This window comes from Erythrobacter crassostreae, assembly GCF_019204045.1.
GTDB classification, from domain to species: Bacteria; Pseudomonadota; Alphaproteobacteria; order Sphingomonadales; family Sphingomonadaceae; genus Erythrobacter; species Erythrobacter crassostreae.
This window is the reverse complement of sequence record NZ_JAGSPC010000001.1, coordinates 165358-189462: the sequence shown is the minus strand read 5'-3', so window position 1 is coordinate 189462 and position 24105 is coordinate 165358. Positions and strand designations below refer to the sequence as shown.

Sequence of the window (24105 nt, the reverse complement as noted above, 5' to 3'; positions counted from 1 at the left end):
CATGCCCCAGAATTGCAAGGCGATTTGCGAGGCTGCGTCGTCACCAGAACCTGCTGCCCGGACCGCCTTTGAACGGGCCTGCTTCATATTGGCTGATCCAGCCGCCATAAAACTGGCCGGGCTGGGGTGTGATGACCTCTCCATCGACCAGGCATTCGTCCAAGGGATCGGGATAGAATGCGATGCAGTCGCGGATACCTTCAAAACTGGTCGTCGGTTCCGGATAAGACCAAGCTGCTGCTTCCAAGCGGGTATCGCCGGTCACAATGTCCCAATAGCGCGCTTGCCCCTTCCATTCACAAAGGCTGCGCCGTGGGTTTGGCTGAAGATGGTCCATCGCGATGTCGGATTGCGGGATGTAATAGGTGGGGGGATGGCTTGTTTCGAGAGTGCGCCATGCATTGCGGCTATCAGCGATCTCGACACCGCGATGAAGCACCTGAATGCGGCGGTCTGTCGGCTCACAAATGGCCGGACGGGGATAGTCCCACACGCTTTCCTGACCCGCGCCGACTGGATCGGGTTCCGGGTGACCAAAAAGGCTCACCGCTTCGCTCTACGCCTTTTCAAGCGTGCATTGCAGCGGATGCTGATTCTGCTTTGCGAAATCCATCACCTGATTCACTTTGGTCTCTGCGACTTCATAAGTGTAAATCCCGCACACGCCGACACCCTTTTGATGGACTTGCAACATGACCCGCGTCGCTTGCTCAAGATCCATGGAAAAGAACCGCTTAAGCACCATCACCACGAATTCCATCGGGGTGTAATCATCATTCAACAGCAGAACTTTGTACTGGCTCGGCTTCTTTGGCTTTGTGCGGGTTTTGGTCGCGACGCCAGTTTCACCGTCAGTTCCGCTGCCGCCATCCTTATCCGCATCACCATCATCCGCGCACATCGGCACGAGAGTCAGCGGCAGAGTGATCTCTTTAAGGGTGGGGTGGGGCGTTGCCATGAGGCTCCATTATGGGATTAGTATTCGTGATCGCAAGAGGCGAAACACTCCGCATCGCGTGAATGAGAGTAACGAGATGCTGCCAAAGCCGTTCCAAGCCACTCAGAACTTGGCAGCCAGATAGCAAAAGGCCGGACAGACGCGTGGTCTATCCGGCCTGGCGCTATGCGCCGTTTCCATGAACCGGGTTTGGGAGAGAGAGGAGAGGCCCGGTTCAGAAAAAGATTGCTTAGGCTGCTTTCGACATCTTCTCGGCAGCAACGCTTACGCGGTTCGAAATTGGTGCGAACGCATCGTTGTAAAGTTTAACCCATGCTTCGGTGCGCTTCGAACCGTAGCCAACGACAGCGTCGAAGTTACGGCGAGCAAGTTCACCCTGCATCTGGAAGAGTTCGGTTGGCGATTTAACGGCAACCATCTTCTTGGCGTCTGCAGTTACGGTTTCGACAACGGTTTTACCGGTTTCGACATTGTCCTTGGCCAGTTCCTGAGCACCGGTGAAGAAGATTTTGCCGCTCTCGACAACCGCATCAACGTTCGCTTTGTTGAATTCGCCAAACTCACCGGCAAATTCGCCTGCATTGCCGTAAGCGGCTTTCACGCGCTCTTGTGCAGTTGCGGCCATTTCTTTGGCAGTTGCGGCGAAGTCGTTCTTTTCTGCGGTAGCCATAATGGTATCCCTAAGCTTTGTGACCGGATTAGTGGTCGTTGTTTTCGGTGCCGCTTTCTTTGCAGCGGTCTTGGCCTTTGTTGCTGGTGCCTTTTTGGCGACCGGCTTCTTGGCGGGTGTTTTCTTTGCAGCGGTCTTAGCTGGCGTTTTGGCTGCGACGGCTTTTTTGGCCGGAGCTTTCTTCGCGGCAGGCTTAGCTGCGGTCTTTTGGGCTGCAGTCTTTTTAGCTGCTGCGCGCTTTGCCGGGGCTTTCACTGCTTTTCTGACAGCGGCCACTTTCGGCGCAGGCTTGGGTGCATCAGCTTGGACAGCTTCTGCGACCTTGGCAGTGCTTGCGGTCTTTGCAGCCGCATCAGCGTATGCCTGCTCAGCGGCGGCATCGATCTTAGATTGGGTGTTGGCTTCAGCCATAATAACCTCGTTTCATGTTGCACTGCACAAAATAGGCATTGCGACTGCGAAGTCAAGAGTTTTTTGTGCGCTGCACAATAAATTGCTTAGGCATTGAAATTAAGTAAAATACTTTCTTACCGCGTCTTCACATAACGGCCAGGCGCATCTTCAATCACTGTATCTCCGCGTCCGCCAGGCTTGCGTTTGCCGGTTGCCGGCACGCGGGCATTATCCTGTTGCTGCAGCCAATCGAGCCAATGCGGCCACCAGCTGCCGGGATGCTCCTGCGCGCTTTCAACATATGCCTTTAGAGAAGGCGCATCGCTGTCACCGACCCAGTATTGGTATTTTCCTGCAGCAGGCGGATTGACGACACCGGCGATATGACCCGAACCGGCAAGCAGGAATTCAAGGGGGCCCGAGAAATGCTCGGTAATGCGCCACACGCTTTCAGCCGGGGCGATATGATCTTCGCGGCCAGCCTGAACAAAACTGGGCGTCTCCACTTTGGTCAAATCTATCGGAGTGTCATCAGCGCACAGAGCATCCGGCACGACCAGTTTGTTGTCGCGGTAGAGATCGCGAAGGTAATCATTGTGCCATTTGGATGGCAGGTTGGTCACATCACCATTCCAGTGGAGGAGGTCGAATGCCGGATAGTCCTCACCAAGCAGGTAATTGTTGACGACATAATTCCAGATCAGATCTTTACCGCGCAGCGCATTGAACGTCGCCGCGAGATAGCGCCCGTCGAGATAGCCTTTCTGCGAGAGTTTACCGATCATATCGAGATGACCGTCTTCAATGAAGTGCTTAAGCTCGCCGCTCTTTTCGAAATCGACCTGGGCGGTGAAGAACGTCGCGCTCTTGACTTTGTCAGCCTGATCGCGGCGCGCTAGCAGTGCGAGTGTAGCCGCCAAGGTGGTACCCGCAACGCAATATCCGATGGCATTTACGCTCGGCACTTTTAGCCGCTCACGCACCTTATCGATGGCTTCGATTTGAGACCGGATGTAATCGTCCCACACGACATCGCCCATGCTTTCGTCGGCTGATTTCCAGCTGACTACGAACACGGTCAGCCCCTGATCGACGGCCCATTTGATGAAACTTTTCTTAGGCGTCAGGTCGAGGATGTAGAACCGATTGATCCAAGGCGGGAAGATCACCAGCGGAACCTCGTACACGTCCTTTGTCGATGGGCTGTATTGCACCAGCTGGAACATCGGTGTCTCATAGACAACCTTGCCTGGAGACGCGGCGAGGTTCTCGCCCAAAGTGAATGCATCGGGATCGGTATGGGTCAGCTGACCCCGTTTTAAATCGGTGATCAAGTGGCGCATCCCGCGCACCAGATTCTGACCCTTCGTCTCCACCGTCCGTTTCAGGACGACCGGATTGGTGAGCAGGAAATTATCAGGGCTCATCGCTTCGGAAAGGGCGGTCACCGCAAACTGAAGCTGCCTGCGCTTTTCCTTATCCAGCCCGCCCATGTTTTTCACAGACTGCTGAAAATACTGGGTCAGCATCAGGTAGGTCTGGTGAAGTAGGGCGAAAGCAGGCTGTTCTTTCCACGCCGGATCGGAAAACCGGCGATCATTGATCGGCAGGTCTATATCGGTGCCTGCTTCGGTCTGCCCGCCTGTGGCTTTGCCAACGAAGCTCTCGAACACTCCTTTCCAAAGTACGAGCGAGTCCTGCGCAAGTTTTGTCTGGGCTTCGAATCCGCCTGCCGGGAGCTGCTTTGCCATGCTTTGTGAGATCACCAGCCACTGGGCCGGGTCCATCAAGTTTTTGCCATTGGTCGCGTCCGCGGCGGCTTGCTTTGTTTGATGCGTCACAAATTCGAGCCACAGTTTTTGCAGCTCGCCGCTCGATTTCGCCCATTCGCCAAGATCACCAACGGCGATCCCGTCTGGAAGCAATGCCTTCAAGCCTTCGCTCAGATTGCCGCCATCACCCGGCATGGCCTGCGCAAACATTTCGCGCATTGCGTCACCGCCCATGTCGAAGAATCCCTTAAGCCCATCCGGAGTGGCGGAAGGATTGTCGGTTTTGTCGTTTGCCATCGGTAGAGCTGTCCTGATTTTGCGAATCCTGATCGGCAGGACACGCATTTGTGCATCGCGCATGCAACTTTAGCGAAAACGCCTTCCCACATCGACTGTTAATGGCTTAAACGGAAAATTACGTCTGCGGCCAGTTTGATTGCGCAGATGAGGGTAGGAAACGCAATGGACGAACAATTTTACCGTATGAAACGGTTGCCGCCCTACGTAATCGCTGAAGTGAATGCGATGCGGCATGCTGCGCGTCAAAGCGGGCAGGACATTATCGATCTTGGCATGGGCAACCCCGATCAGCCTCCGCCTCAGCACGTCATAGACAAATTGTGCGAAGTTGCCGCCAAGCCATCAGCGCATGGCTATTCGCAGTCCAAGGGCATACCCGGCCTGCGTCGCGCGCAGGCAGAGTATTACGAGCGCCGGTTTGGGGTCGACCTCGATCCTGAAAGCGAAGTCGTCGTTACGATGGGGTCGAAAGAAGGATTGGCCAGCCTCGCCAATGCGATCACCGCGCCAGGTGATGTGGTTTTGGCTCCAAATCCGTCTTACCCGATCCATACATTCGGCTTTATCATTGCGGGCGCAACGATACGATCAATCCCGACGACCCCGGACGAGGACTATTGGCGCTCACTCGAAAGCGCGATGAATTTCACCGTGCCTCGCCCCAGCGTGCTGGTCGTGAGTTATCCATCGAACCCGACAGCCGAGACAGTTGATCTTGCGTTTTACGAGCGGCTTGTCGCGTGGGCGAAGGATAACAAGGTCTGGGTCCTGTCGGATCTCGCCTATTCCGAACTGTATTACGATGGCGAGCCAACGCCGTCGATTATGCAGGTCGACGGCGCGAAAGACATTGCCGTCGAATTCACGAGCATGAGCAAGACATACTCAATGGCAGGGTGGCGGATGGGTTTCGCGGTTGGCAATAAACACCTGATTGCGGCGCTGACCCGAGTTAAATCCTACCTCGATTACGGCGCGTTCACGCCGATTCAGGCGGCGGCCTGCGCGGCGTTAAACGGCCCGCAGGACATCATTGAAAGCAATCGCAATCTCTATCGCAAACGCCGTGATGTCATGGTTGAGGCATTCGGGCGGGCCGGTTGGGATATCCCGCCGCCAGCAGCATCCATGTTCGCTTGGGCACCTTTGCCGCCATCATTGGCGGATATGGGCAGTCTTGAGTTTTCCAAGCAATTGCTCACCGAAGCGCAAGTCGCAGTTGCACCCGGCGTAGGATATGGCGAAGAAGGTGAAGGTTTTGTCCGCATTGCAATGGTTGAGAACGAACAAAGACTGCGACAGGCTGCGAGGAATGTTAAACGATACCTGACTTCTTTAGATATCAACGCACCTGGAACTGATATCAACGCACCTGAAACTTAAGCAACTGTTTCAACGATTAAGCAACTTCGCAAAATTTCAGGGAGCAAAGTTGTATAAAATGCATTAACTATAGATGCAGGCTACTACTTAATGGAGGATCGGATGCCGCCCGAAGCGGTACGACCGCTGACCGAAAGGCAGCAGGCCGTAATTGAACGGATCGACCGCCGCATGCCGATTAAGGTGATTGCGCAAGAACTCGGCGTGTCTGAAACTCGCATCAATCAGCACATTCGCGCTCTTAAGGACATCTACAGTGCAGAAAGCCTGGGTGAGCTTGTCGAAATCTATAGAGCCCACAATCCACCTGAAGAGGAAGCCTCGCCATCCGGGGGGGCTTCAAAAACTGATCCTATAGATACAAATCCTGAAGACTTCACGGAATCTGTATATAGCAAAAATCAGGTCCCGCATTTGGCGCAGGCAGGCGATAGCGATGGTCGGGTCGACCAGGGCGAGCTCATGATGAGTGACGTTCTCCCGCTGATCGAACAGGCGCCGTGGCTGCGTCCTGACGAACCTCAGGTCGTCCCCGGGGTGCTCGACGGCGACCATGCCGTTTTGTTTCGCCTCGCCGCGATTAGCGGAATCGCCCTCGGCATTCTTGCTGCGGTGATTTTGTCGCTGACTGCGGCGGTTGCACTGAGCGAGGCAATGGACGGCAGTGATCGTGTCCCCGTGGATGAAATTCAGCCCACCGTTTGAGCGGCGGCGGGCACGGAAGATCACAATGACTGACCGCTCTCCTGGCAACGCCCGAAACTTCAACAAAATGGTCTGCGAGGCCGATGCAATTGCCGATGAAGCCGGAGGCAGTCAATGATCTCCATTCTGGATCGAGCACCAGTCCGCGAGGTTGATCCGCGCGAGGCACAAACCGCCGCCATGGTGGACTATTTACGAGGCATCGTTCTTGCAGAGCCGGCCATCTGCGAACGGTTCCATGCAATTTTTCTGGATTCCGCCCATACCTTCATCGCTGATGCTTCGATGGGCGATGGGAAAGGAGCGTATCTGAAGCTTCGTCTGCGTGAATTGTTCAGCAAAGCTCTGGCGGTCGATGCGCGCGGTTTGATTATTGCTCACAATCATCCATCAGGTGATTGCCGGCCCAGCCAAATAGACATCGAAGAGACCAGCCGACTCAAAAACTTTGCTAATGCGCTGGATATCGAATTGATCGATCACCTCATTGTCACCAAGAATGCAATTTATTCGATGCGGGCAGGAGGGCAATTATGAACTCCAATGCTGCCTATACAATTTTCCCTGACAATGAGACGCTCATTCCGCGCTTTCGTGAGGTGGGCGAGATTACACTCGATCTGATCCACCGTGACGGCCGCGTAGGCGCCAAATGGATTGGTTTTCACCCGCGTGAGTTTGAATTGCTTTGGCGGCTCGCCGAAGAACCCGGCTTACGAATGACCAAAAAGCAATTGCTTGCCGATGTGTGGCGGCTCGATTTCGAACCGGAAAGCAACAGCGTGGCTGTCCATGTGGCTAGAGTCCGCGCGAAGTTGTCGACTTTTGGTCTCGACGGGATTCTCCTGACACATCCTGATGGCGGCTATCTCTTGAATGCACTGCCCGGACCAAGCGTATTTTCCTTTGGTTCGCGTTCTACGGAATAGCGAACCCTTAATTCTTGTGGCTGGACCCCGCAGCTATCCAGGGCTAGTTTCGTTTTCGAACCTATACGCTTCCACGAGGATACCCCTATGTCACACGCTCTGACGCTTTCAGAAAACGATCGTATCTCGATTGAATTGGGAGGCGACGGTGTCGCGCAAGTTCGCCTCACACGAGGTGACAAGATGAATGCGCTTGATCCGGAAATGTTCGAACGGATTATCGAAGCGGGCAGCGTACTGCACAATATGAAGGGGCTGCGCGCGGTTGTACTCTCGGGGGAGGGCAATGCGTTCTGTGCAGGATTGGACACAGCGAGTTTCGCACGCACTCCAAGCCCGGACGAGCCTGAATTGACCGAGCGCACCTACGGCAACTCGAACAAGTTCCAACAGGTTGCGATGCAATGGCGCAAGCTCCCGGTTCCGGTGATCGCGGCTATGCATGGCGTCTGCTTTGGCGGTGGATTGCAGATTGCGAGCGGCGCGGACATTCGCATCGCCCACCCTGAAACGCGCATGGCGATCATGGAACTTAAATGGGGGCTGGTACCTGATATGGGCGGCTATGCGCTTTGGCGCGGGCTTGTGAGAGACGATGTCCTGCGCGAGCTCGTCTACACCAATCGTGAGTTTAACGGTGAGGAAGCACAAACTCTCGGTCTGGCCACATATGTCGATACAGATCCGCTGGCACGGGCCACAGCGATCGCGACCGACATTGCCAATCGAAACCCCCACGCAATCCGCGGGGCCAAGCGGCTCCATGCGGGCATGCTGGAGCGGGACACTGATGCAATTCTGCTAGAAGAAAGCATCGAGCAGCACGGCATTATGCGCACCAAAAACCAAGTTGAAGCGGTTATGGCCGGAATGGCCAAGCGCGCGCCTTCATTCGAAGACGTATAACCTAACCAAACACCGCTACGCATTGGAGGCCGTCAAGCACTTGGCGGCCTTCGCTATCCCACATCCGCAAGCGTTCTGAAGAATAGCCCGCATCAGCGTGCTGGCTTGCGTTTTCAGCCAGGTACCAGCCGCCTTCGGACTGTGTATGGGGGTCAAGCACGTTGAATGACCAGTTGATCGAGCTGATCGGTCCCATGCGCTGCATGATGCGCATCGCACCGGGAGGCATCACGTCGCCCATCAGAACCAGTTTGCTGACCGGCTCGAGATTGTGGTTTTCTGACAGCCTTGCCCAGCGGCGAATGGTCGCACCGTGGTCTTCATCTTTGGCTTGGCCGTATCGAACCTCGAAATTGTTCTGAATGAAGGCGGGCCCTTGCCCCTTCATCGCCTGCGGGTTCTCCGTAGGAGGACCCGGCCAATTGTCCGGTTTGTCTCCCTGCCGCAACGCGTTGGCGTCCCGCTCGCCTCCGAAAAGCCAGAAAGCGGTAAGCGCCGTTTTACCATCGGCTTTGATTTCGCTGCGGACTTGGGTGACATTGCGACCTTGCCTGACGATCTCTGCAGACAGTTCGATCTGTTCACCAACCGGAGCGACAAATCCGATTTGAGCCGCTCTTAATGGCGGCAAATCGGGAAAGGCACGCTGAGCCATTGTGAAAGCAACGAGCGCCGATGCCCCGCCATATAGTGTCCGGCCTTGCATCCAATCGACGGCATGCGTCAGGCGGGCGGGGCCGGGTTTGCCGGTTATCGGTTCGAGCAGGCTTGCAATCGTCATGCGAAGGTATCTGCCCGCATCCGCGCGGCGGGTCCAGATTGACGTTGCGTAACCCAGCAAACTCCCGGTGTGCGCATTCTACAAATGTGGCACCGAAATACGAATGACCGATTGCCTTTGCCCCAACGAATCGCTAGTGGCGGCCTTCGCTTGTCGCACTCTTGGTGACAAGCGGCTCGGCCCGATGGCGGAGTGGTGACGCAGAGGATTGCAAATCCTTGCACGCCGGTTCGATTCCGGCTCGGGCCTCCACTCTTTTCGCGCGTAGGATTTTCCGCCAACCTCGCGCCAATATGCCGCTTTAGCTCAGGTGGTAGAGCACATCATTCGTAATGATGGGGTCAGAGGTTCGAGTCCTCTAAGCGGCACCACTTTTCAAACATGCCATTCCAGCGCAGAGCGAAAGTCCGTCGTGGCTTTTTCGAGCCCCCCCAGTCTTCAGGTCTCGTCTATCAGGCAAAAGAAAAGGCAGGTTGGCACGATGCCACCCCGCCTTTCTTATTGTGCTTTCGACGCGTGTTTACATGGTTGCGCGCACGCCCAGGAAGAACAGAGTGCCGACCGGGCTGACCGGATAGGCTTGCTCCGTCACAAACGGGCTGTCGTTGAACACGTTGTTCACGCCGCCATAGATATCGAACATCTCGTTCACGTCGAAATTGAAGCTGATATCGTGGATGAAGGTGTCATTCGTCAGCGCGTTGGTTGGCGAATACAGATCGTTGGCTGTGGTGCCCACATCTTCAATCTCGACCGCCCGCAGTGCCATGCTGTCAAGATAGGTCGTGCCCCACGTTACGCTCAGGCCTTCCCAGTCCCAAGTGAACGAGGCGCGGCCTGCCCATTCTGGACGCTGCAATTCGCGCAATTCCGGATCGATCAGAGTGAGATCGCTCGGGTCGAAGAAACGGTTCAGCTTTTCAACATAGGTGCCGCTACCGGCCAGCGTGAAGCCGTGATCGCCAAGATCGAAACCGTATTGGGCGCTGAATTCAATGCCTGAGGTTTCAAGACGGGCAAAGTTGAGCGAAGTCTGACGCAGGAAGGTGAAACCACCATTGGCCGGGTTACGGTCGAACAAGCCGCAGAAGCTGTTGTCGATGCCGGAGCTGTCGACGCAGTTGTCGACAATGTCCTGAGCCGAAACCGTGCTGATCGCGTCTTCGATTTCGATATTGTAATAATCGACGCTTGCGATGAAGCCCGGCAGGAAGCGCGGAGTGATCTGCGCGCCCACTGTCCAAGTTGTCGCCGTTTCCACATCAAGCGCTTGGTTACCGCTGATCGAGCCGGAGAAACGGGCTGTCAGTGGATCGACATAGGCATAGGAGCCTGTGCCGAGCGTCGGATCAAAGCCAATGTCTTGGAAGAACGCGGTGCAGTTTGCCTGACGCAAGGCCGCATCCGGTGCTGCCTGAATATTGCCGACATCGCACGGATCAACTGGACGGAAGAACGCGCCCTGCGCCGGGTTGAACAGCTCGTTGATGTTCGGTGCGCGAACGGCCTGCGAATATGTGCCGCGGAACAGGATGTCCTCCGTTGGCGCGTATAGACCATTGACGTTCCATGTGAAGTTGCCGCCGGCTGTCGAATAGTCCGCGTACCGGGCCGCCGCGCTGACTTCGAGTGTTTCCGCAAGCGGAACACCTTGAAGGAGTGGCAAACGAATTTCGCCGAAGAGTTCGACGACAGTAAATTCGCCGCCAGCATTGTTGATCGTGCTCGACGGGTCAAAAACCAGCGAGTTTTGCGCGTTCGGAAGATCGCGGATCAAATCGCCAGCGTTGCCGTCCGGTGTGGTCACCGGAAGGATGCCGAGAACAAGCGGATCAAAGTTCGATGTGCTCTGCTCCTCGCGGAATTCAAAGCCTGCGGCAAAACCGACAGGGCCGCCCGGCAATTCAAAGAACGCACCGGTGTCGCCAGCGAAAATCGCGCTGAAGACCAGCTGTTCAAGCTGGAATTCATTGACGACGGTCGTTGTGATGAAATCAATCGCTTCCTGACTAATCGCGCCGACGCCGCCAAGCACGTTGGCAGGGCGGCAAGATCCATCACCCGGGTTGAAGGTGAAGAAACCAGGATCGCCAGCCGGAATTCCGAACGGGGTCGTCGCAGGAGCCGTTGGATCGATATCCGAACGACAGATCGGGTTTCCACTGGTTGGATCGCTGATCACGTCAATCGCGGCGTAGAACCGGTCCATGATGACGCGGTTGGCATCAAGCGTGGTCTGGTTGAACTTGCCGTAATTGGCGCTGATCTCATAATTCAGGTGATCGGTGATGTCGCCTTTGAGGCCAGCAACGAAGCGCAGAGTTTCAAACTCGTTGCGGTTGCGGTTCGGGCCAAGGTCAGCCGGGTCACGCGTCAGGTACAGACCTTCGTCGGTGCCATTGCCAAAGAACAGCGGAGCCACAAAGTCTTGCAGATCGCCGGTGATGAACGGGTTTTCCGCGCGGATCGTCAGCAGATCGTAAAACGTGTTTGGCTGAGTCTGAAATTCCGCGGAGTTCGAAACGTATTTGCCTTCGAAGAAAAAGATCGCTTCCGGTGAGAATTCATAGTTTAGGTTGGCATTGACTGACCAACGCTCGGTTTCCGGAATGAGCGAGCTGGAGTCGAAGTTGTTCTGGATACCGTCGCCACCGAACTGGTTGAACAATCCGGTGATCTGGCCGTCCTGATACACCGACAGGCTGCCATCGGCGTTGATAACGGCGCAGCCGCCTGCAAGGCCGAACGCACCCGCATTGAATGTGCTGTTGAAGCCGACTGCTGATTCGAGGCAGTCAGCTGTTCCGTTGTTGTTGATGTCAGGGCCATCGCTTAGGCCAATATCACCGGGAGCGACAATGCCGCCAGCCGAGGAAAGCGAGAACCGTGGATCACCAGCAATAAACCGACGCGGCGCGTTAAGCGAACGGTTGATAAGGGCTTGCTCGGCAGCTGTGGGAGTGAAGCCCGAAGCATCGGTATCAATCAGGCCGCCAAGAATTGCCCCATTGGCGATGAAATTGGGAGTATCCGCGCCAAGCTCACCGGTTTGGAAGCGAAGCGCAGGGTTGGCCGCATCGTCGAAAATGCCGTTATTGGCAGAGAAGCTACGGTCACCAAATTGCAGCTCTTCGCCGTAAGCGTATTCGCCGGAGATCGTGATGTTACCGCGTCCGTCGGCGAAATTGGTGCCCCATGTAAGGTCACCGTTGATCCGCCATGAATCGCCTTCCGAAGAGATACCTGATTGGACGTTGGCCTGAATGCCTTCGAAATCGTCCTTCAAAACAAAGTTGACCACGCCGGTTACAGCGTCCGCACCGTAAATCGACGACGCACCGCCGGTCAGTGTTTCGACGCGCTCGACAAGAGCGGTTGGGATCGAGTTGACGTCAACGATCTGCGCACCTGCAACACCAGAAACGTGGCGGCGGCCATTGACGAGGACCAGAGTACGGCCCGCACCAAGACCGCGAAGGTTCAGCGTCGCCTGACCAACAGACTGTGCAAAAACACCGTCGATCGAACCTTCGGTCGAAGTCGATGTCGAAAGCGCCGGGATGTCACGGAGAACATCGACCACATCCGCAGTACCCGATTGGGCCAGCTGCTCGGCATCAAGCGAAAGGATGGGGGCCGGCGAACCAATGTTCGGATCACGTGCGATGCGCGAGCCGACAACAACGATTTGCTGTTCTTCGGCTTCGGCCTGCTCGTCCTGATCTGCGACCTCTTGAGCTTGTGCTGCGAAGGGCATTGCGCTGGCTGCGGCAAGAAGGAGAGCGTTGCGGGAAAGCAGGAAGGGGCTTTTCGATTGGTGAGGTTGCTTGGTCATAGGGTACATCCGCCTTTTTGTTGCGTCGCAACATACTCGCTCTCAGGAAGAGGCCAAGTCAAGGCAGATCGATTTCTGATTTGCAATTCTGTTACAAGCTGGAACATTGTGTTGCAAAATTGCCAACATATGGGCTGTTTCGTACGCCACAGAGCCGTGATTGACTCTGAAATTCCAACCATTGCACGGCCAGCAGTTCGGTCGTGGCTGCAGTGCGGCGCCTATTCGCTCTTGTAGACCTCGCCCGATTTCATCACGAATTCCACGCCTTCGAGCAGGGAGATATCGGCCAACGGGTTGCCGCTGACGGCAATGATATCCGCCGAAGCTTGAGGCGCGATGATGCCGACATTCCCCGTTTGTCCAAGAGCATCGGCGGCATTCGCGGTGGCCGCACGCAGCGCCTCTGCGGATGTCATTCCGAACTGGACCATGCGCGACAATTGCCTCGCATTGTCGCCGTGCGGGTAAACACCAGCATCGGTACCAAGAACCATTTTTACGCCAGCTTCGTGCGCTTTGCGGAAATTGTCCCGCTGGGTCTGGCCGACAATGCGCTCTTTATCGAGGCTTTCAGGCAGGATGCCAGCCGCTTCGCCTTCGCCCAGAATGAACTCTGTTACGTAGACATCCATCGAGAGATAGGCGCCATTGGCTTTGGCTAGACGGATCCCTTCATCATCGATGAAGCTTGCATGTTCGATTGTGTCCACGCCCGCTTTAAGCGCATTTACGATCCCCTCTGACCCGTGCGCATGGCTCGCGACTTTCAGTCCGTGGCTGTGCGCTTCTTCGGTCAGAGCTGTCAGTTCTTCTACCGTGTATTGCGGGGCGCCAACTTTGGTTCCCTTCGACAGAACGCCGCCGGTCGAACAGGTCTTGATCACATCGACCCCGAATTTCCGGTTTTTGCGAACCGCTGCGCGAGCCGCCCATGGCCCGTCCGCGACATTTTCACCAACTGCCTCGTATTCGGGAGGAAGCAAGTTGTTGTCGGAGCAATGGCCGCCGGTGATCCCGATCGGAGGGCCCGATACGAACATTCGCGGACCCGGAATGTCACCTTCATTGATCGCATCGCGCAGGGCCACATCGCCGAAACTGCCCGCTCCGACATTCCGGACGGTGGTAAATCCAGCCATCAAAGTGGTCTGCGCGTTGACCACGCCAGTGATCGTCGCGCGCTCGTCAGATATCGCAAGACGGCGGTATCCGTGCATATCGCTGTCGCTGGTGAGGTGAACATGCATATCGATCAGGCCGGGCAAAATCGTCTTGCCCGCAAGGTCGATGTATTCAGCGCCTTCAACCTGAGGCGCCTGACCGGTTGCGACACTTTCAATCACGCCATCAACAATTGTCACCACCGGATCATCAACCAGCGTGCCGCGCTTCACATCTACCATCGCATCCGCCGTAAGGATTACGGTGTCAGCCTGCGCCGCTGAGCTGAAGGTGGCGAGGGCGGTTGCAGCAAGGGCGAGATGCGCGAATTTCAATGTGAGTCTCCGAGAAAGCTGTGGGCCGTGCGGTTTCGCAAGGCGTAACAGCTTTCCCGAAAACGGCAAAAGGTCAATTGGCGGCGCGTCTATTCCTCGGTCTTGAAGATGTAGACCGGGCCCAGATCAACTTGCTGCTCTGATCCGCCGAAATACAGCTGAAGTTCCGAACCGCCCGGTGTGTAGTCGCGCGGGGCCTGCGTCTGGATTTTGATGAGCTGCCATTTGTCGCCAACCTTGAAACGGTTTGACGCAAAGGATTCGAACGGCGGTGCGGTGCCCTGGATGCGTGATGCGGCAACCGCTTTGCCATCTGCGGCATTGGTCGCGACAGATTTTGCCGCGATGGCGATCGTCAGCTTGTCACCCTTTTTGATAGCCTGCCCAATCGGAACGGTGGCGTACAGATCGGTAAGGGTGGTACCCGGCTCGGCGACTTCAAACCGTGTTGCCTGCATCATCCAGATTTCTGGTTCTTCGCGATTGACATATGTTCCGGCGGATCCGCCAAACTTCCAGCGCGCCTGAGCGGGATTGTTGAGCAAAGTGCCCGCGCCTTTCACGCTATCCGGCATTTCCAGTTCTGGCGTTTCAGAACGCGCAGCAGCGACCGTTACCGGCCCTTTGCCCGCGATTGTGCCGCTTCCCGAAACGATGATGGCTTGGCCAATCTCAATCGTCTGGCGCGTGCGGCCGAACTGGATTGCGACAATGCCATCCTTTTTGCGCAATTTTTGCTCGGCCTCGGCAGATACCTCGTACCATTCCCAATCCGTGCCGATGGAGACAGTCTCTTCGCCAAAGCCGGGATACGGTTCCGCGTTCTGCTGAAACCGGACGCGCACGATACCGCGGCCATCGTCAGTATCGGCGCTGACAGTCCGGGCGTAAAAACCGATTGTGATTGTGTCGCCGCGATTGACTGGCTTGGTAAGCGGCACGTTGGTGCCAGCGGTGTAGATGAACTCGGCCGCGCGTTTGACTTCGAACCGGCGCGCTGCCCCTCCCCCTGGGATGCTCTCGTCTACGACACCGCTTGCTTCAAGATCGGCGCCGTAGCTCTGCCAGTCGATCCGCGACGGGTCATTCACAAGTTCGCCGGGAAGCTGCGCATCCAGTTCCTTGATCGCAGCATTGTCCTGCGCGGCGAGTGGTGCGGTCATTAAACCGGCTGTTCCAAGCAGCAAGGCCGAGCCTATTGCTTTCAGGCGGAGCATTTTCAAATGCGAAGTCATCGTTTTCCCTCTCCCATGACAACAGCGCCCGATCCCCCTGAGCGCCAAATTAGTTTGAGAACGTTATCAATATCAATCATTTCGATAAAAGGTCTGGATCGACCCAGAGCCTTAAGGCTTGCTTTTCTAAGCGCCTTTGGCCGGGCAATATTGCGCAAGGTATTCACCGTGACCGGGCATGTGTTGAACCAGAAAGCGGATCGATTGCTCGATCTCGTCAATCTCTTTGTGGGTTTTGGCCTGATCCAGCGAATCCGCCATGGCATTGTGGCTGAGCATCGGCACACCCTGACCCAGCATAACCGCAGCCCAGCTTGTCTCAGTGAACAGTTCGTCTTCCTCCCGGAAAATCTGACCAGTTGCTTTGAACAGCTCGACCTTTTGAGTGAGTGTATCCGGCACATCCATCGTGCGGACGTAGTTCCAGAACTCGGAATCCGTCCGCGATGTCGCGTTGTAGTGCAAGATAAGGAAATCGCGGATGCGCTCATATTCGCGCACCGTCAGGCGGTTATAGGTATCGCGCTGCGCATCGGTGATCCCGTCAAGCGACAGCATCGAAACCAGTTTGTCGATGCCGGTGTTTACGAGATGGATCGAGGTTGATTCCAGCGGCTCCATAAATCCTGCGGCCAGACCAAGAGCAACGACGTTCTTGTTCCAGAACTTCTTACGGTGGCCGGTTACAAAGCGCAGGTGGTTCGGTTCAGCCTGAGGTTTCCCAGCAATATTGCCGAGCAGGATATCGAGAGCTTCCTGCTGTTCCATAAAGTCCGCACTGTATACGTGCCCGTTGCCATTGCGGTTTTGAAGCGGGACCTGCCACTGCCAACCAGCTGTGTGTGCGGTCGCGCGCGTGAAGGGTGGAGGCTGGCTGCCGTCATCGCGTTTGCAAGGCAGAGCCACCGCGCGGTTGCACGGCAACCAGTGGGTCCATTCTTCATACCCCGTTTCGAGCGCCTGCTGGATCAGCAGCCCGCGGAAACCGGAGCAATCGATGAAAAGATCAGCTGCAATTTCGGGACCGTCTTCGACAAGAACCGATGTTACATCACCGCTTTCCGGGTCGAGCTTTACGTCGCAGATTTTGCCTTCCTGACGGACCACGCCGCGTTCCTCGGCATAGCGGCGCAGGAACTGCGCATATTGACCCGCATCGAGATGATACGCGTAATTGACAGGCGGCATGTCATCGCGTTCTTTTTGATAGTCCTCGCTCCGCGCGAATTTCCCGAAGTAAGCGGCCATGGTTTCTACATTAAAGGCCTGGATCGGGCGCTTGTCTCCGCTTTGCGCAAGCTTGTGCCACACATGGTGGAACGAGATACCGCCCATCGGATAGCCGTACGCGCCGAACGGGTGAATGTAGCTTTCGCCGAGATTGCCCCAGTTTTCGAACTGGATCCCCAGTTTGAAAGACCCCTGAACCTCTGAAAGCATCTTGCGCTCGTCAATCTCGAGCATTTGGTTGAACTCGACAAAAGGCGGAATCGTTGCTTCGCCCACACCAACAGTGCCAATCGCCTCTGACTCGATCAGAGTAATACCAAGATCGCGGTTGCGTTTAAGCCGCGAAAGAGCCGCAGCGGCCATCCAGCCAGCGGTCCCGCCGCCAACGATCACTATGTTGTTAATTGCCATCTATTCCTCTGCCCTTGGCGCTTTCACCGGTACCACCGGTCAAGCTTGTGCTTCAATACACGCATCACCCCCGGGACCAAATGTGTGGGCAAAATCCCACACTCCTGATCTGCAATATGAAGTTTATCTTGCGAGTCTTGTGAACGCTAACAATTTTCGCTACCGATTGGAAAGTCCATAAAGGACATGAACCCAATTATGGGGTCTTGGGGAGGTTTAAAGTTCACATGAAGACGGCTCGTATTGCGCCTACACGGCGCTTCTTTGCTCTGAGCACTGCGTCCGGTCTGGCGATGTCTGCCATGATCGCGACTCCGGCTCTCGCGCAGGATGCAGATCAGGACGAGGGCGCCGAAGAGGCTGCTCCGGTCGACGAAGGCAATGTCATCATCGTTGATGGTTTCCGCAGGTCGCTTGAAAATGCGCAGAACATCAAGCGCGATTCCGACACGTTCGTAGATGCGGTCACGGCTGAAGATATCGGCGCATTGCCAGATCGTTCGGTTGCAGAAACGCTCCAACGTATTCCTGGCATCACGATTGGCCGGTTTGAGAAGACGACCGATCCGGACCGTTTCTCGGTTGAGGGAACTGGCGTTATCATCCGTGGTCTTCCTTTCGCGCGGTCAGAATTGAACGGTCGGGATATTTTCTCTGCGACTGGCGGCCGTGTTCTAAGCTTCAACGACGTTTCGCCTGAACTGCTCGGCCGCGTTGAGGTTTTCAAGAACGTTACTGCCGACATGATCGAAGGCGGACCTTCGGGTACGGTCAACTTGGTCACGCGCAAGCCGCTTGATACTCCGGGCCTCAAGATCGCCGGTACAGTCGGTGCCAACTATGGCGATCTTCGCGGCGATTGGTCGCCTGAATATTCGATACTGGGTTCGGGCACACTGGATACGCCGCAAGGCACGCTCGGCTTGCAGCTTTCCTACGCCAAGTCAGAGCTGAAAAGCCGCACCGATGCTTCGCAGATTGCCGACCCGTGTTATCGCGCCGCCGCGCTCGACGGCCCTTGTTTGCGTGCTCTTTCCGTAGGTTCAGGCGGATTTGTAGGCGATCCAAATTTTGATGCAGCCAATTTCCCGCCTGAAGGGTCGGTTCTGCTGCCAAAAGGCGCTGGCGTTCGTTCGACCACACTTGATCGCGACCGCGAAGCTTGGTCGGCTGTTCTTCAATACGAAGACCCCACCGGCAATTTTGTGGCCACTTTCGAATGGCTTCGTTCGAGCACTACATTCGACACCGACGAATCTGCGCTCATCGCCCGTGTTGATGACGAGGCGCTGTTCCCCGTCGCGGCTGCTGGCAGCACTCTGCAATTTGACGAAAACGGCATTTTCCAAAGCGGTGTTCTGACGCAGCGCCCCGGTGACGCTTACGCAAACCCATTCGGTCGTGGCGGTCTTCCGGTTGACTCGCTGCGTTTCCAGCGCGGTCTGGAATCGCAAACGGAAGATTTCTCTTTCGACGTAAAGTGGAACCTGAGCGACCGTTTGCGGATCAATTTTGAAGCGCAATCGATCAATTCCGATCTTTCGCGGGATTCGGTCTTTGGCGCGCTCAGCACTTGGGCGAATATCGATCTCGATCTCACCGGAACGGTGCCCAGCGTTCAATTCATCGCGCCTCCCGGCGCGGAATCTGATTACTTCACCTCCGGCTTCAACACCTACTACTGGTTTGGTCTGGATAGCCGCGAGAAAAACGAAGGCGGACTTGATAGCTACCGGATTGATGCCGAATACGACATCAGCGACACTGGTTTCTTCAAGGCCGCACGCTTTGGTGCTCGCTGGGGAGAGCGTGATCGTACGACGCGCAACACCAACTTTAGCACTTGGGGTAACTTGTCTGCGCCGTGGGCTGGCCGCGCTGGTTGTGCGCCATGGGGTGAAGGATCAGGATGCGGTGCCGACGGTCCTGGACCATTCGGCAACGGCTTTATTCCAGGCCGTTTCTATACTGGGCTTCCAGGGCAGGAATTCGCCATCGCTGGCGGTGCCTATGTCGATGAATTTCCCGGCTTCTCGCAGTACCGCACACCATTTGGCGACAATTTCCAACGTGGCAATTCGCCAACACCGATTGAGAATGGCGGCGCCTTCTACTTCGGTGGAGACGATTTCCTTGGCGAATATCTGTCCGGTCTCACCGACCAGCAGTTTGAGGAAATCCAAGAGTTTGGCCTTTCGCCAGAGCGCTTCAACTATGGTGTAAACGGACGTTTCAGAGCCGACGAACTTACTGGCGACATTGTGCCTTGTGATATTGAGGGTGTCTTCTGTCCGGGTGAGGTTTCGACTGTTACCGAGGTCACAAAAGCGGCCTATGGGCGCATCGATTTCGGTACTGATTTTGGCAATGGTTGGTCGATCGATGGCAACATCGGCGTCCGCTATGTTGAAACCGAGGTCACCAGTGGCGGCCGGATCGGACTGCCCGACGCGAGCCGTTTCGACAATCCAGCCAATGGCGTTTCAAACGGTGATGGCATCGTACAGGTTTCGGAATTGCAGGCACTGTGCGCGACTCCTGATGTTCCGGGAATTCAGCGCGGCTATTGTTCGCTTTCGGATGCGAGGCTTGCGGAGTTCGCGGCGGCTCACACCGGCGAAGTCTTGAATGATGATCGCGAGATCCGGTTCGAGCATTGGCTGCCCAGCTTCAATGCAAAACTGGATATAGGGGACGGCCTGCTGTTCCGTGTTGCGGCATCGAAGAATATCGCGCGACCGGATCTTCAGCTTTTCCGTGCTGGCGGCGGTATCGGCGACAACACCAATGCGCTTGAGACGGCTGGCGCGGATGCGCTTGCGAATGGTCCGCTGTTCGCACTCTCAACGGGCAACAGGAACCTGCTTCCCGTTGAGGTCTGGAACTATGACCTTTCGGTCGAATGGTACTTCGATGATGTTGGTTCGATCACGCTCTCCGGCTTCCTGAAGGATGTCGACGGGTTCATCGACAACGGCTTCGAAACGGTCACATATCAGGCCAGTGTTCCCGTTGAGGTTGCTGTTGAAGGGCCGGTCAATTCGCAGGACGGATTGCTCAAAGGCTTCGAATTCGCATACCAGCAAACTTTCGATTTTCTGCCGGGTCTCCTGAGCGGGTTCGGTTTCCAAGGTACGTATACCTATGTGGATGGAAGCGATTTCTCGAACCCGAACCTGACAGCAGTTGGCCAGTCTTCGATTACGACGGCGGCGAATGATCTGGGCGGCGGCGCGTTCGTTTCCCAGCAACCACTCGCCGGTATTTCGGAGCACTCGTTCAACGCGACATTGTTCTATGAGCAAGGTCCGTTTGCAGCGCGTGCAGCTTATAACTGGCGTTCGGAATTCCTCATCACGCCGCGCGATGACATCTTCCCGTTCTCGCCAATCTGGCAGGAATCTACGGGTCAGCTTGATGCGTCGATTTTCTATTCGGTGACCGACTATCTCAAACTGGGTGTCCAGGGCGTCAACCTGCTCGACGAAGTGACAGTAACGTCGCAAGTCGTCGATTTTGATGGCACGCGTATCACCCGCTCGGCATTCCGTAATGACCGGCGGTTTACGTTCCTCGCTCGCTTTGATTTCTAAGGAACAGAGCTCACGCGAATGAATAGGGGAGGGGGCATTGCATCGGCAAAGTCCCCTCCTTCTCGATTAGGCTCCTGAATTGGATGCACGGCGTTTGGATGTTGGCGGAAGGCAAATGATGGCTCGGTTTTGGCTCAAGGCACTAGCAGTGGCTTCGTGCGCAGCGTTGCCCGCTTGCGGCGCCGAAGCGGTGGGTGAACCTGCACAAAGCGCGGCAACAGGAACCGGCGTTGCTCCCCTTTCCGAGGATTGGACGCTGGTTTGGGAAGACGAGTTCGAAGGCACTTCGCTCGACTATCTGAAATGGGTGCCAGAGGAATCGTGCTGGGGCGGCGGCAATAATGAGCGCCAATGTTATACTGACCGCGCGGAAAACATCGCGGTGGAGGACGGATTTCTCTATCTGAAGGCTCGCAAAGAAACCTTCACCGGACCCGATCGCCCTCCAGAGATCGCGGAAAATCCTAACCCGCAGGTCACACGGGAATACACATCCGGCAAGATCCGCACGCGCGGTCTGCACAGTTGGAAGTACGGCCGCTTCGAAGTGCGGGCCAAGGTTCCTGCCGGGCAGGGCATGTGGCCTGCGGTCTGGATGATGCCTGAGACCGGAGAATATGGCGGTTGGCCGCTTTCTGGCGAAATCGATATTCTGGAGGCAGTCAATCTTGGCGCGGAATGCGACGAATGCGAAGGGACTTTGGGCGAGAACCGCCATGTCAGTGCGCTGCATTTTGGCGATACGTCGCCGGCAAACGCATTTGTCTCTCAAAAGTCGCCGCTACCCGATCTCTCACTGCCTTCGGATGGCTTCCACGTCTATGCGGTCGAATGGGGCGAAGGGCTGATCCGGTTTTTGATCAATGACCGCGTGCATTTCACCGTTCCGCGCGAGGAGTGGTTTACAGCCTCGCCCCTGGCGGCGGGCAATGCCAATGCGCCTTTTGATAAGCCATTCTATATCATGGCCAATCTGGCTGTTGGTGGGAAATGGCCGGAAGAAAGCAATGAGCTGGGGCTCGATGAGGACACGCTGCCTAATCAGTTCGTGATTGATTGGATCAGAGTGTATCAATGCAAGGAAGACCGCGATACAGGTCGGGCATGCATGAACTAATGCGCGGGTGCGCATTTTTTGGGTGCTGGCTGGGGGGTCAGTTAAGACGGGAACGAAATGGCAAGGCGCCGTAATACAGTAACAATCCGCGAAGTGGCAGAGGATGCAGGCGTGTCCTTGCAAACCGTAAGCCGCGTCATCAATGACGAGCCAAATGTGCGCCCACAAATGCGCGACCGGGTGCAATCTTCGATTGACCGGCTGGGTTATGTCCCGTCGCTGGCGGCGCAACGGATGAGCGGATCACGCAGTTACTTGATTCTCGCTATCAATGACCGCGAACGCACTCTGGCTGATTGGCGCGAGCGCACTGGTACGGACTGGGTTGACCAGATGTTGCTCGGCGGGACGCTGACGTGCTCAAAGAACGGCTATCGCATGATCGTCGAGCTGGTCGATACACATGCGGATCATGTGGAACGCGAGCTTGGCGCGACTGTTTCCGCGCTTCAACCGGACGGTGTCATTCTAACACCGCCGCATTCTGAAAATACGCAGATCACCCGGCTGCTTGCGGAACGGAACATTCCCGTTGCCCGGATCGGATCCGTGGAAGAAGGGCCGGGAATCCGGCTGACCATGGGCGATGAAGGGGCAGCATATGCCGCGACCAAACGCCTGATCGAGCTGGGACACAGCAAAATCGCAATGATCGCCGGCCCGGATCAATACAGCCTCAGCGCCTGGCGCATCACAGGCTGGAAAAGAGCGATGGAAGAGCACGGTCTTGCAACAGACGGCCTGTGCGAAAAGGGCGACTTTGGATATGAATCCGGCACACAGGCGGCGCGGAGTCTGCTCCACCGCCATACCAATTTGACTGCAATTATCGGCAGCAGCGATCAGATGACGCTTGCCGCGCTTGAAGTGGCCAGAGACCGAGGCTTGCATGTGCCCCGCGATATTTCGCTGATCTCTTTCGACAACACTCCGATTGTGCGGTTCACGCAGCCGCCGCTAACGGCAGTGGATCAGCCGATTGCAGAAACCGTATCGATTGCAGTCGAACACCTTATCAATCTGCATAAAGCACCGCCGGTGAACGAGATTATCGATGTCCCGGCCGAGCTTGTCGAACGTTCATCAACAGGACCGGCCCCCGCCGCGGAGTGAGCGACGACATCAAGCCTGATGATCGCCAGCCGCTCTGGTTTCTGATCCTATTCGCGGTTGCCGTGGGCGGCGGCGCAATTGCTTACGTGCCGTTTCTAACCGTCTTGCTCCCGCTCAAAATAACAAGTCTGATGGGCGGCGAAGACGTCGTATCGCTCGCGCGCGTCACATTCTACGGCGCGATTATCGCCAGCCTTGCCAATGTCGTATTCGGGCTGGTCAGCGACTGGAGCCGAACGCGGCGGCCCTGGATTGTGTTTGGCCTCATCAGTTCGGGCGTGTTGCTGATCTGGATCGGTCAGGCCACATCGCTGTTCGAACTGATTGCGGCGGTGATGTTGTGGCAGCTGTGTCTCAACATGATGCTTGGGCCGTTGCTCGCATGGGCGGGGGACTGTGTCCCGGATAGCCAGAAGGGCTTGCTTGGCGGGCTGCTCTCAGTGGCCCCAGCGCTTGGCGCAATGGCCGGATCGTTGGTGACGTTTGAGGGGTTCGTTGCGGAAGAATACCGGACAATTGCCGTCGCGATCATGGTTGCGGCGCTCGTTCTGCCCGTTTTGGTATTGGGAGGCGGCCGAGAGCGCTCCGCTCTGATGCAACCGAGCCATCAAAAGCGCGGGCGAAGCGTCGCCGATCGTACGTCGAGATCAATCGTTGTCCGGATGTGGTTATCACGCTTTCTCATACAGATATCCGAGGCCGGTCTGTTCGCATTTCTATTGTTCTGGCTGCGTTCGATCTTGCCCGATTTCCACGAAAATACGTCAGCCAATATATTCAGCATTGTTCTGATCATTTCCATCCCTCTATCTTTGATTATGGGCAGATGGTCGGACACCCATCAGCGCCCTATCGCACCTTTGGTTGTTTGCGCCGCGCTGGCCGCTGTCGGATTGGTGGTTATGGCGTTTTCTGCCGAACTTCCGCTGGCGATTACCGGCTACGTCGTGTTCGGAATTGCCGCGTCCATCTTCCTGTCATTGCACACAAGCCAGTATCTTCGCGTGCTGCCCAAACCGCAGCATCGCGGTCGCGATCTTGGTGTCTTCAACCTGACAAACACAGTCCCATCGATTGTTATGCCGTGGCTTACATTGTCGCTTGTGCCGGGTTTCGGATTTTCGGCGCTCTTCCTGCTCTTCGCGGCGCTTGCCGCGCTTGCAGCGGTCTTGCTCGTCACCACTCCAAAGCACGTATGAAGGCTTGATTTTCGTACAAACGCGTGCGAACAATCGCATCTTTGTGAACGTTCTCAAAATTGAGATTCACGTGAAC

General features: G+C 56.1%; 18 protein-coding genes and 2 tRNA genes. 11 read left to right on the top strand and 9 right to left on the bottom strand.

What is annotated here, in order from left to right; translation table 11 throughout:
- Positions 1-40 precede the first annotated feature (40 nt).
- The 4 genes from KCG46_RS00910 to KCG46_RS00895 all read right to left on the bottom strand — a co-directional run bounded on the left by KCG46_RS00910 (position 41) and on the right by KCG46_RS00895 (position 4090).
- A complete protein-coding gene (locus KCG46_RS00910) occupies positions 41-547 on the bottom strand; it encodes a DUF427 domain-containing protein (RefSeq protein WP_369410145.1) in 507 nt (168 codons plus the stop codon).
- Between the two features lie 9 nt (positions 548-556).
- Positions 557-901, bottom strand: a complete 345-nt coding sequence (gene clpS, locus KCG46_RS00905; protein ID WP_218405213.1) for an ATP-dependent Clp protease adapter ClpS — start codon at positions 899-901, stop codon at positions 557-559.
- Positions 902-1187: 286 nt separating this feature from the next.
- Positions 1188-2039 carry a phasin family protein gene (locus KCG46_RS00900; protein WP_218403492.1) on the bottom strand — a complete coding sequence of 284 codons (852 nt, stop codon included), beginning with the start codon at positions 2037-2039 and terminating at the stop codon, positions 1188-1190.
- A gap of 116 nt (positions 2040-2155) precedes the next feature.
- The gene (locus tag KCG46_RS00895) at positions 2156-4090 is read right to left on the bottom strand and encodes a PHA/PHB synthase family protein (protein WP_218403491.1); all 1935 of its coding nucleotides are present in this window, start codon (positions 4088-4090) and stop codon (positions 2156-2158) included.
- Positions 4091-4255: 165 nt separating this feature from the next.
- Between KCG46_RS00895 and KCG46_RS00890 the strand changes: the two genes are divergently transcribed.
- The 5 genes from KCG46_RS00890 (at position 4256) to KCG46_RS12540 (ending at position 8016) form a co-directional block, all read left to right on the top strand.
- Positions 4256-5476, top strand: a complete 1221-nt coding sequence (locus KCG46_RS00890) for an LL-diaminopimelate aminotransferase (RefSeq protein ID WP_218403490.1) — start codon at positions 4256-4258, stop codon at positions 5474-5476.
- Between the two features lie 102 nt (positions 5477-5578).
- Positions 5579-6181: a helix-turn-helix transcriptional regulator gene (locus KCG46_RS00885; RefSeq protein WP_255551699.1), complete on the top strand. Its 603-nt coding sequence runs from the start codon at positions 5579-5581 to the stop codon at positions 6179-6181.
- A 114-nt stretch (positions 6182-6295) separates the two neighbouring features.
- Positions 6296-6718: a JAB domain-containing protein gene (locus KCG46_RS00880; protein WP_218403489.1), complete on the top strand. Its 423-nt coding sequence runs from the start codon at positions 6296-6298 to the stop codon at positions 6716-6718.
- Positions 6715-7110 carry a winged helix-turn-helix domain-containing protein gene (locus KCG46_RS12545; RefSeq protein ID WP_255551698.1) on the top strand — a complete coding sequence of 132 codons (396 nt, stop codon included), beginning with the start codon at positions 6715-6717 and terminating at the stop codon, positions 7108-7110. The genes KCG46_RS00880 and KCG46_RS12545 overlap by 4 nt, the downstream gene beginning before the upstream one ends.
- Before the next feature lie 87 nt (positions 7111-7197).
- Positions 7198-8016: a crotonase/enoyl-CoA hydratase family protein gene (locus KCG46_RS12540; RefSeq protein ID WP_255551696.1), complete on the top strand. Its 819-nt coding sequence runs from the start codon at positions 7198-7200 to the stop codon at positions 8014-8016.
- Position 8017: 1 nt separating this feature from the next.
- Here the strand turns inward: KCG46_RS12540 and KCG46_RS00870 are convergent, their stop codons facing one another.
- On the bottom strand, positions 8018-8797 hold the full coding sequence (locus KCG46_RS00870; RefSeq protein WP_218403488.1) for an acyl-CoA thioesterase: 780 nt from the start codon (positions 8795-8797) through the stop codon (positions 8018-8020).
- Between the two features lie 178 nt (positions 8798-8975).
- Between KCG46_RS00870 and KCG46_RS00865 the strand changes: the two genes are divergently transcribed.
- Both KCG46_RS00865 and KCG46_RS00860 read left to right on the top strand, forming a co-directional pair.
- Positions 8976-9049 (top strand) — tRNA-Cys (locus tag KCG46_RS00865).
- Positions 9050-9092: 43 nt separating this feature from the next.
- Positions 9093-9168: transfer RNA gene (locus KCG46_RS00860), tRNA-Thr, on the top strand.
- A gap of 149 nt (positions 9169-9317) precedes the next feature.
- Here the strand turns inward: KCG46_RS00860 and KCG46_RS00855 are convergent.
- From KCG46_RS00855 to KCG46_RS00840, 4 genes are all read right to left on the bottom strand, one after another.
- Entirely contained in the window at positions 9318-12632 is a 3315-nt protein-coding gene (locus tag KCG46_RS00855) for a TonB-dependent receptor domain-containing protein (RefSeq protein ID WP_218403487.1), read from the bottom strand.
- Positions 12633-12853: 221 nt separating this feature from the next.
- Positions 12854-14131: a Xaa-Pro dipeptidase gene (locus KCG46_RS00850; RefSeq protein ID WP_255551695.1), complete on the bottom strand. Its 1278-nt coding sequence runs from the start codon at positions 14129-14131 to the stop codon at positions 12854-12856.
- Positions 14132-14220: 89 nt separating this feature from the next.
- Positions 14221-15294 (bottom strand): hypothetical protein, encoded by a 1074-nt coding sequence (locus KCG46_RS00845; protein WP_218403486.1) that lies wholly within the window; start codon positions 15292-15294, stop codon positions 14221-14223.
- A gap of 198 nt (positions 15295-15492) precedes the next feature.
- Complete coding sequence (locus tag KCG46_RS00840; protein WP_218403485.1) at positions 15493-17007, bottom strand: tryptophan halogenase family protein; 1515 nt, start codon at positions 17005-17007, stop codon at positions 15493-15495.
- 227 nt (positions 17008-17234) lie between these two features.
- On the opposite strand from KCG46_RS00840, the gene KCG46_RS00835 reads away from it, so the two are divergent.
- The 4 genes from KCG46_RS00835 (at position 17235) to KCG46_RS00820 (ending at position 24029) form a co-directional block, all read left to right on the top strand.
- Positions 17235-20600, top strand: a complete 3366-nt coding sequence (locus KCG46_RS00835) for a TonB-dependent receptor domain-containing protein (RefSeq protein ID WP_218403484.1) — start codon at positions 17235-17237, stop codon at positions 20598-20600.
- 115 nt (positions 20601-20715) lie between these two features.
- Positions 20716-21717 carry a glycoside hydrolase family 16 protein gene (locus tag KCG46_RS00830; protein WP_255551694.1) on the top strand — a complete coding sequence of 334 codons (1002 nt, stop codon included), beginning with the start codon at positions 20716-20718 and terminating at the stop codon, positions 21715-21717.
- Positions 21718-21774: 57 nt separating this feature from the next.
- Complete coding sequence (locus tag KCG46_RS00825) at positions 21775-22830, top strand: LacI family DNA-binding transcriptional regulator (RefSeq protein WP_218403483.1); 1056 nt, start codon at positions 21775-21777, stop codon at positions 22828-22830.
- Positions 22827-24029 (top strand): MFS transporter, encoded by a 1203-nt coding sequence (locus KCG46_RS00820; protein ID WP_218403482.1) that lies wholly within the window; start codon positions 22827-22829, stop codon positions 24027-24029. Before KCG46_RS00825 ends, KCG46_RS00820 begins: the two co-directional genes overlap by 4 nt.
- The last annotated feature ends 76 nt before the right edge of the window (positions 24030-24105 follow it).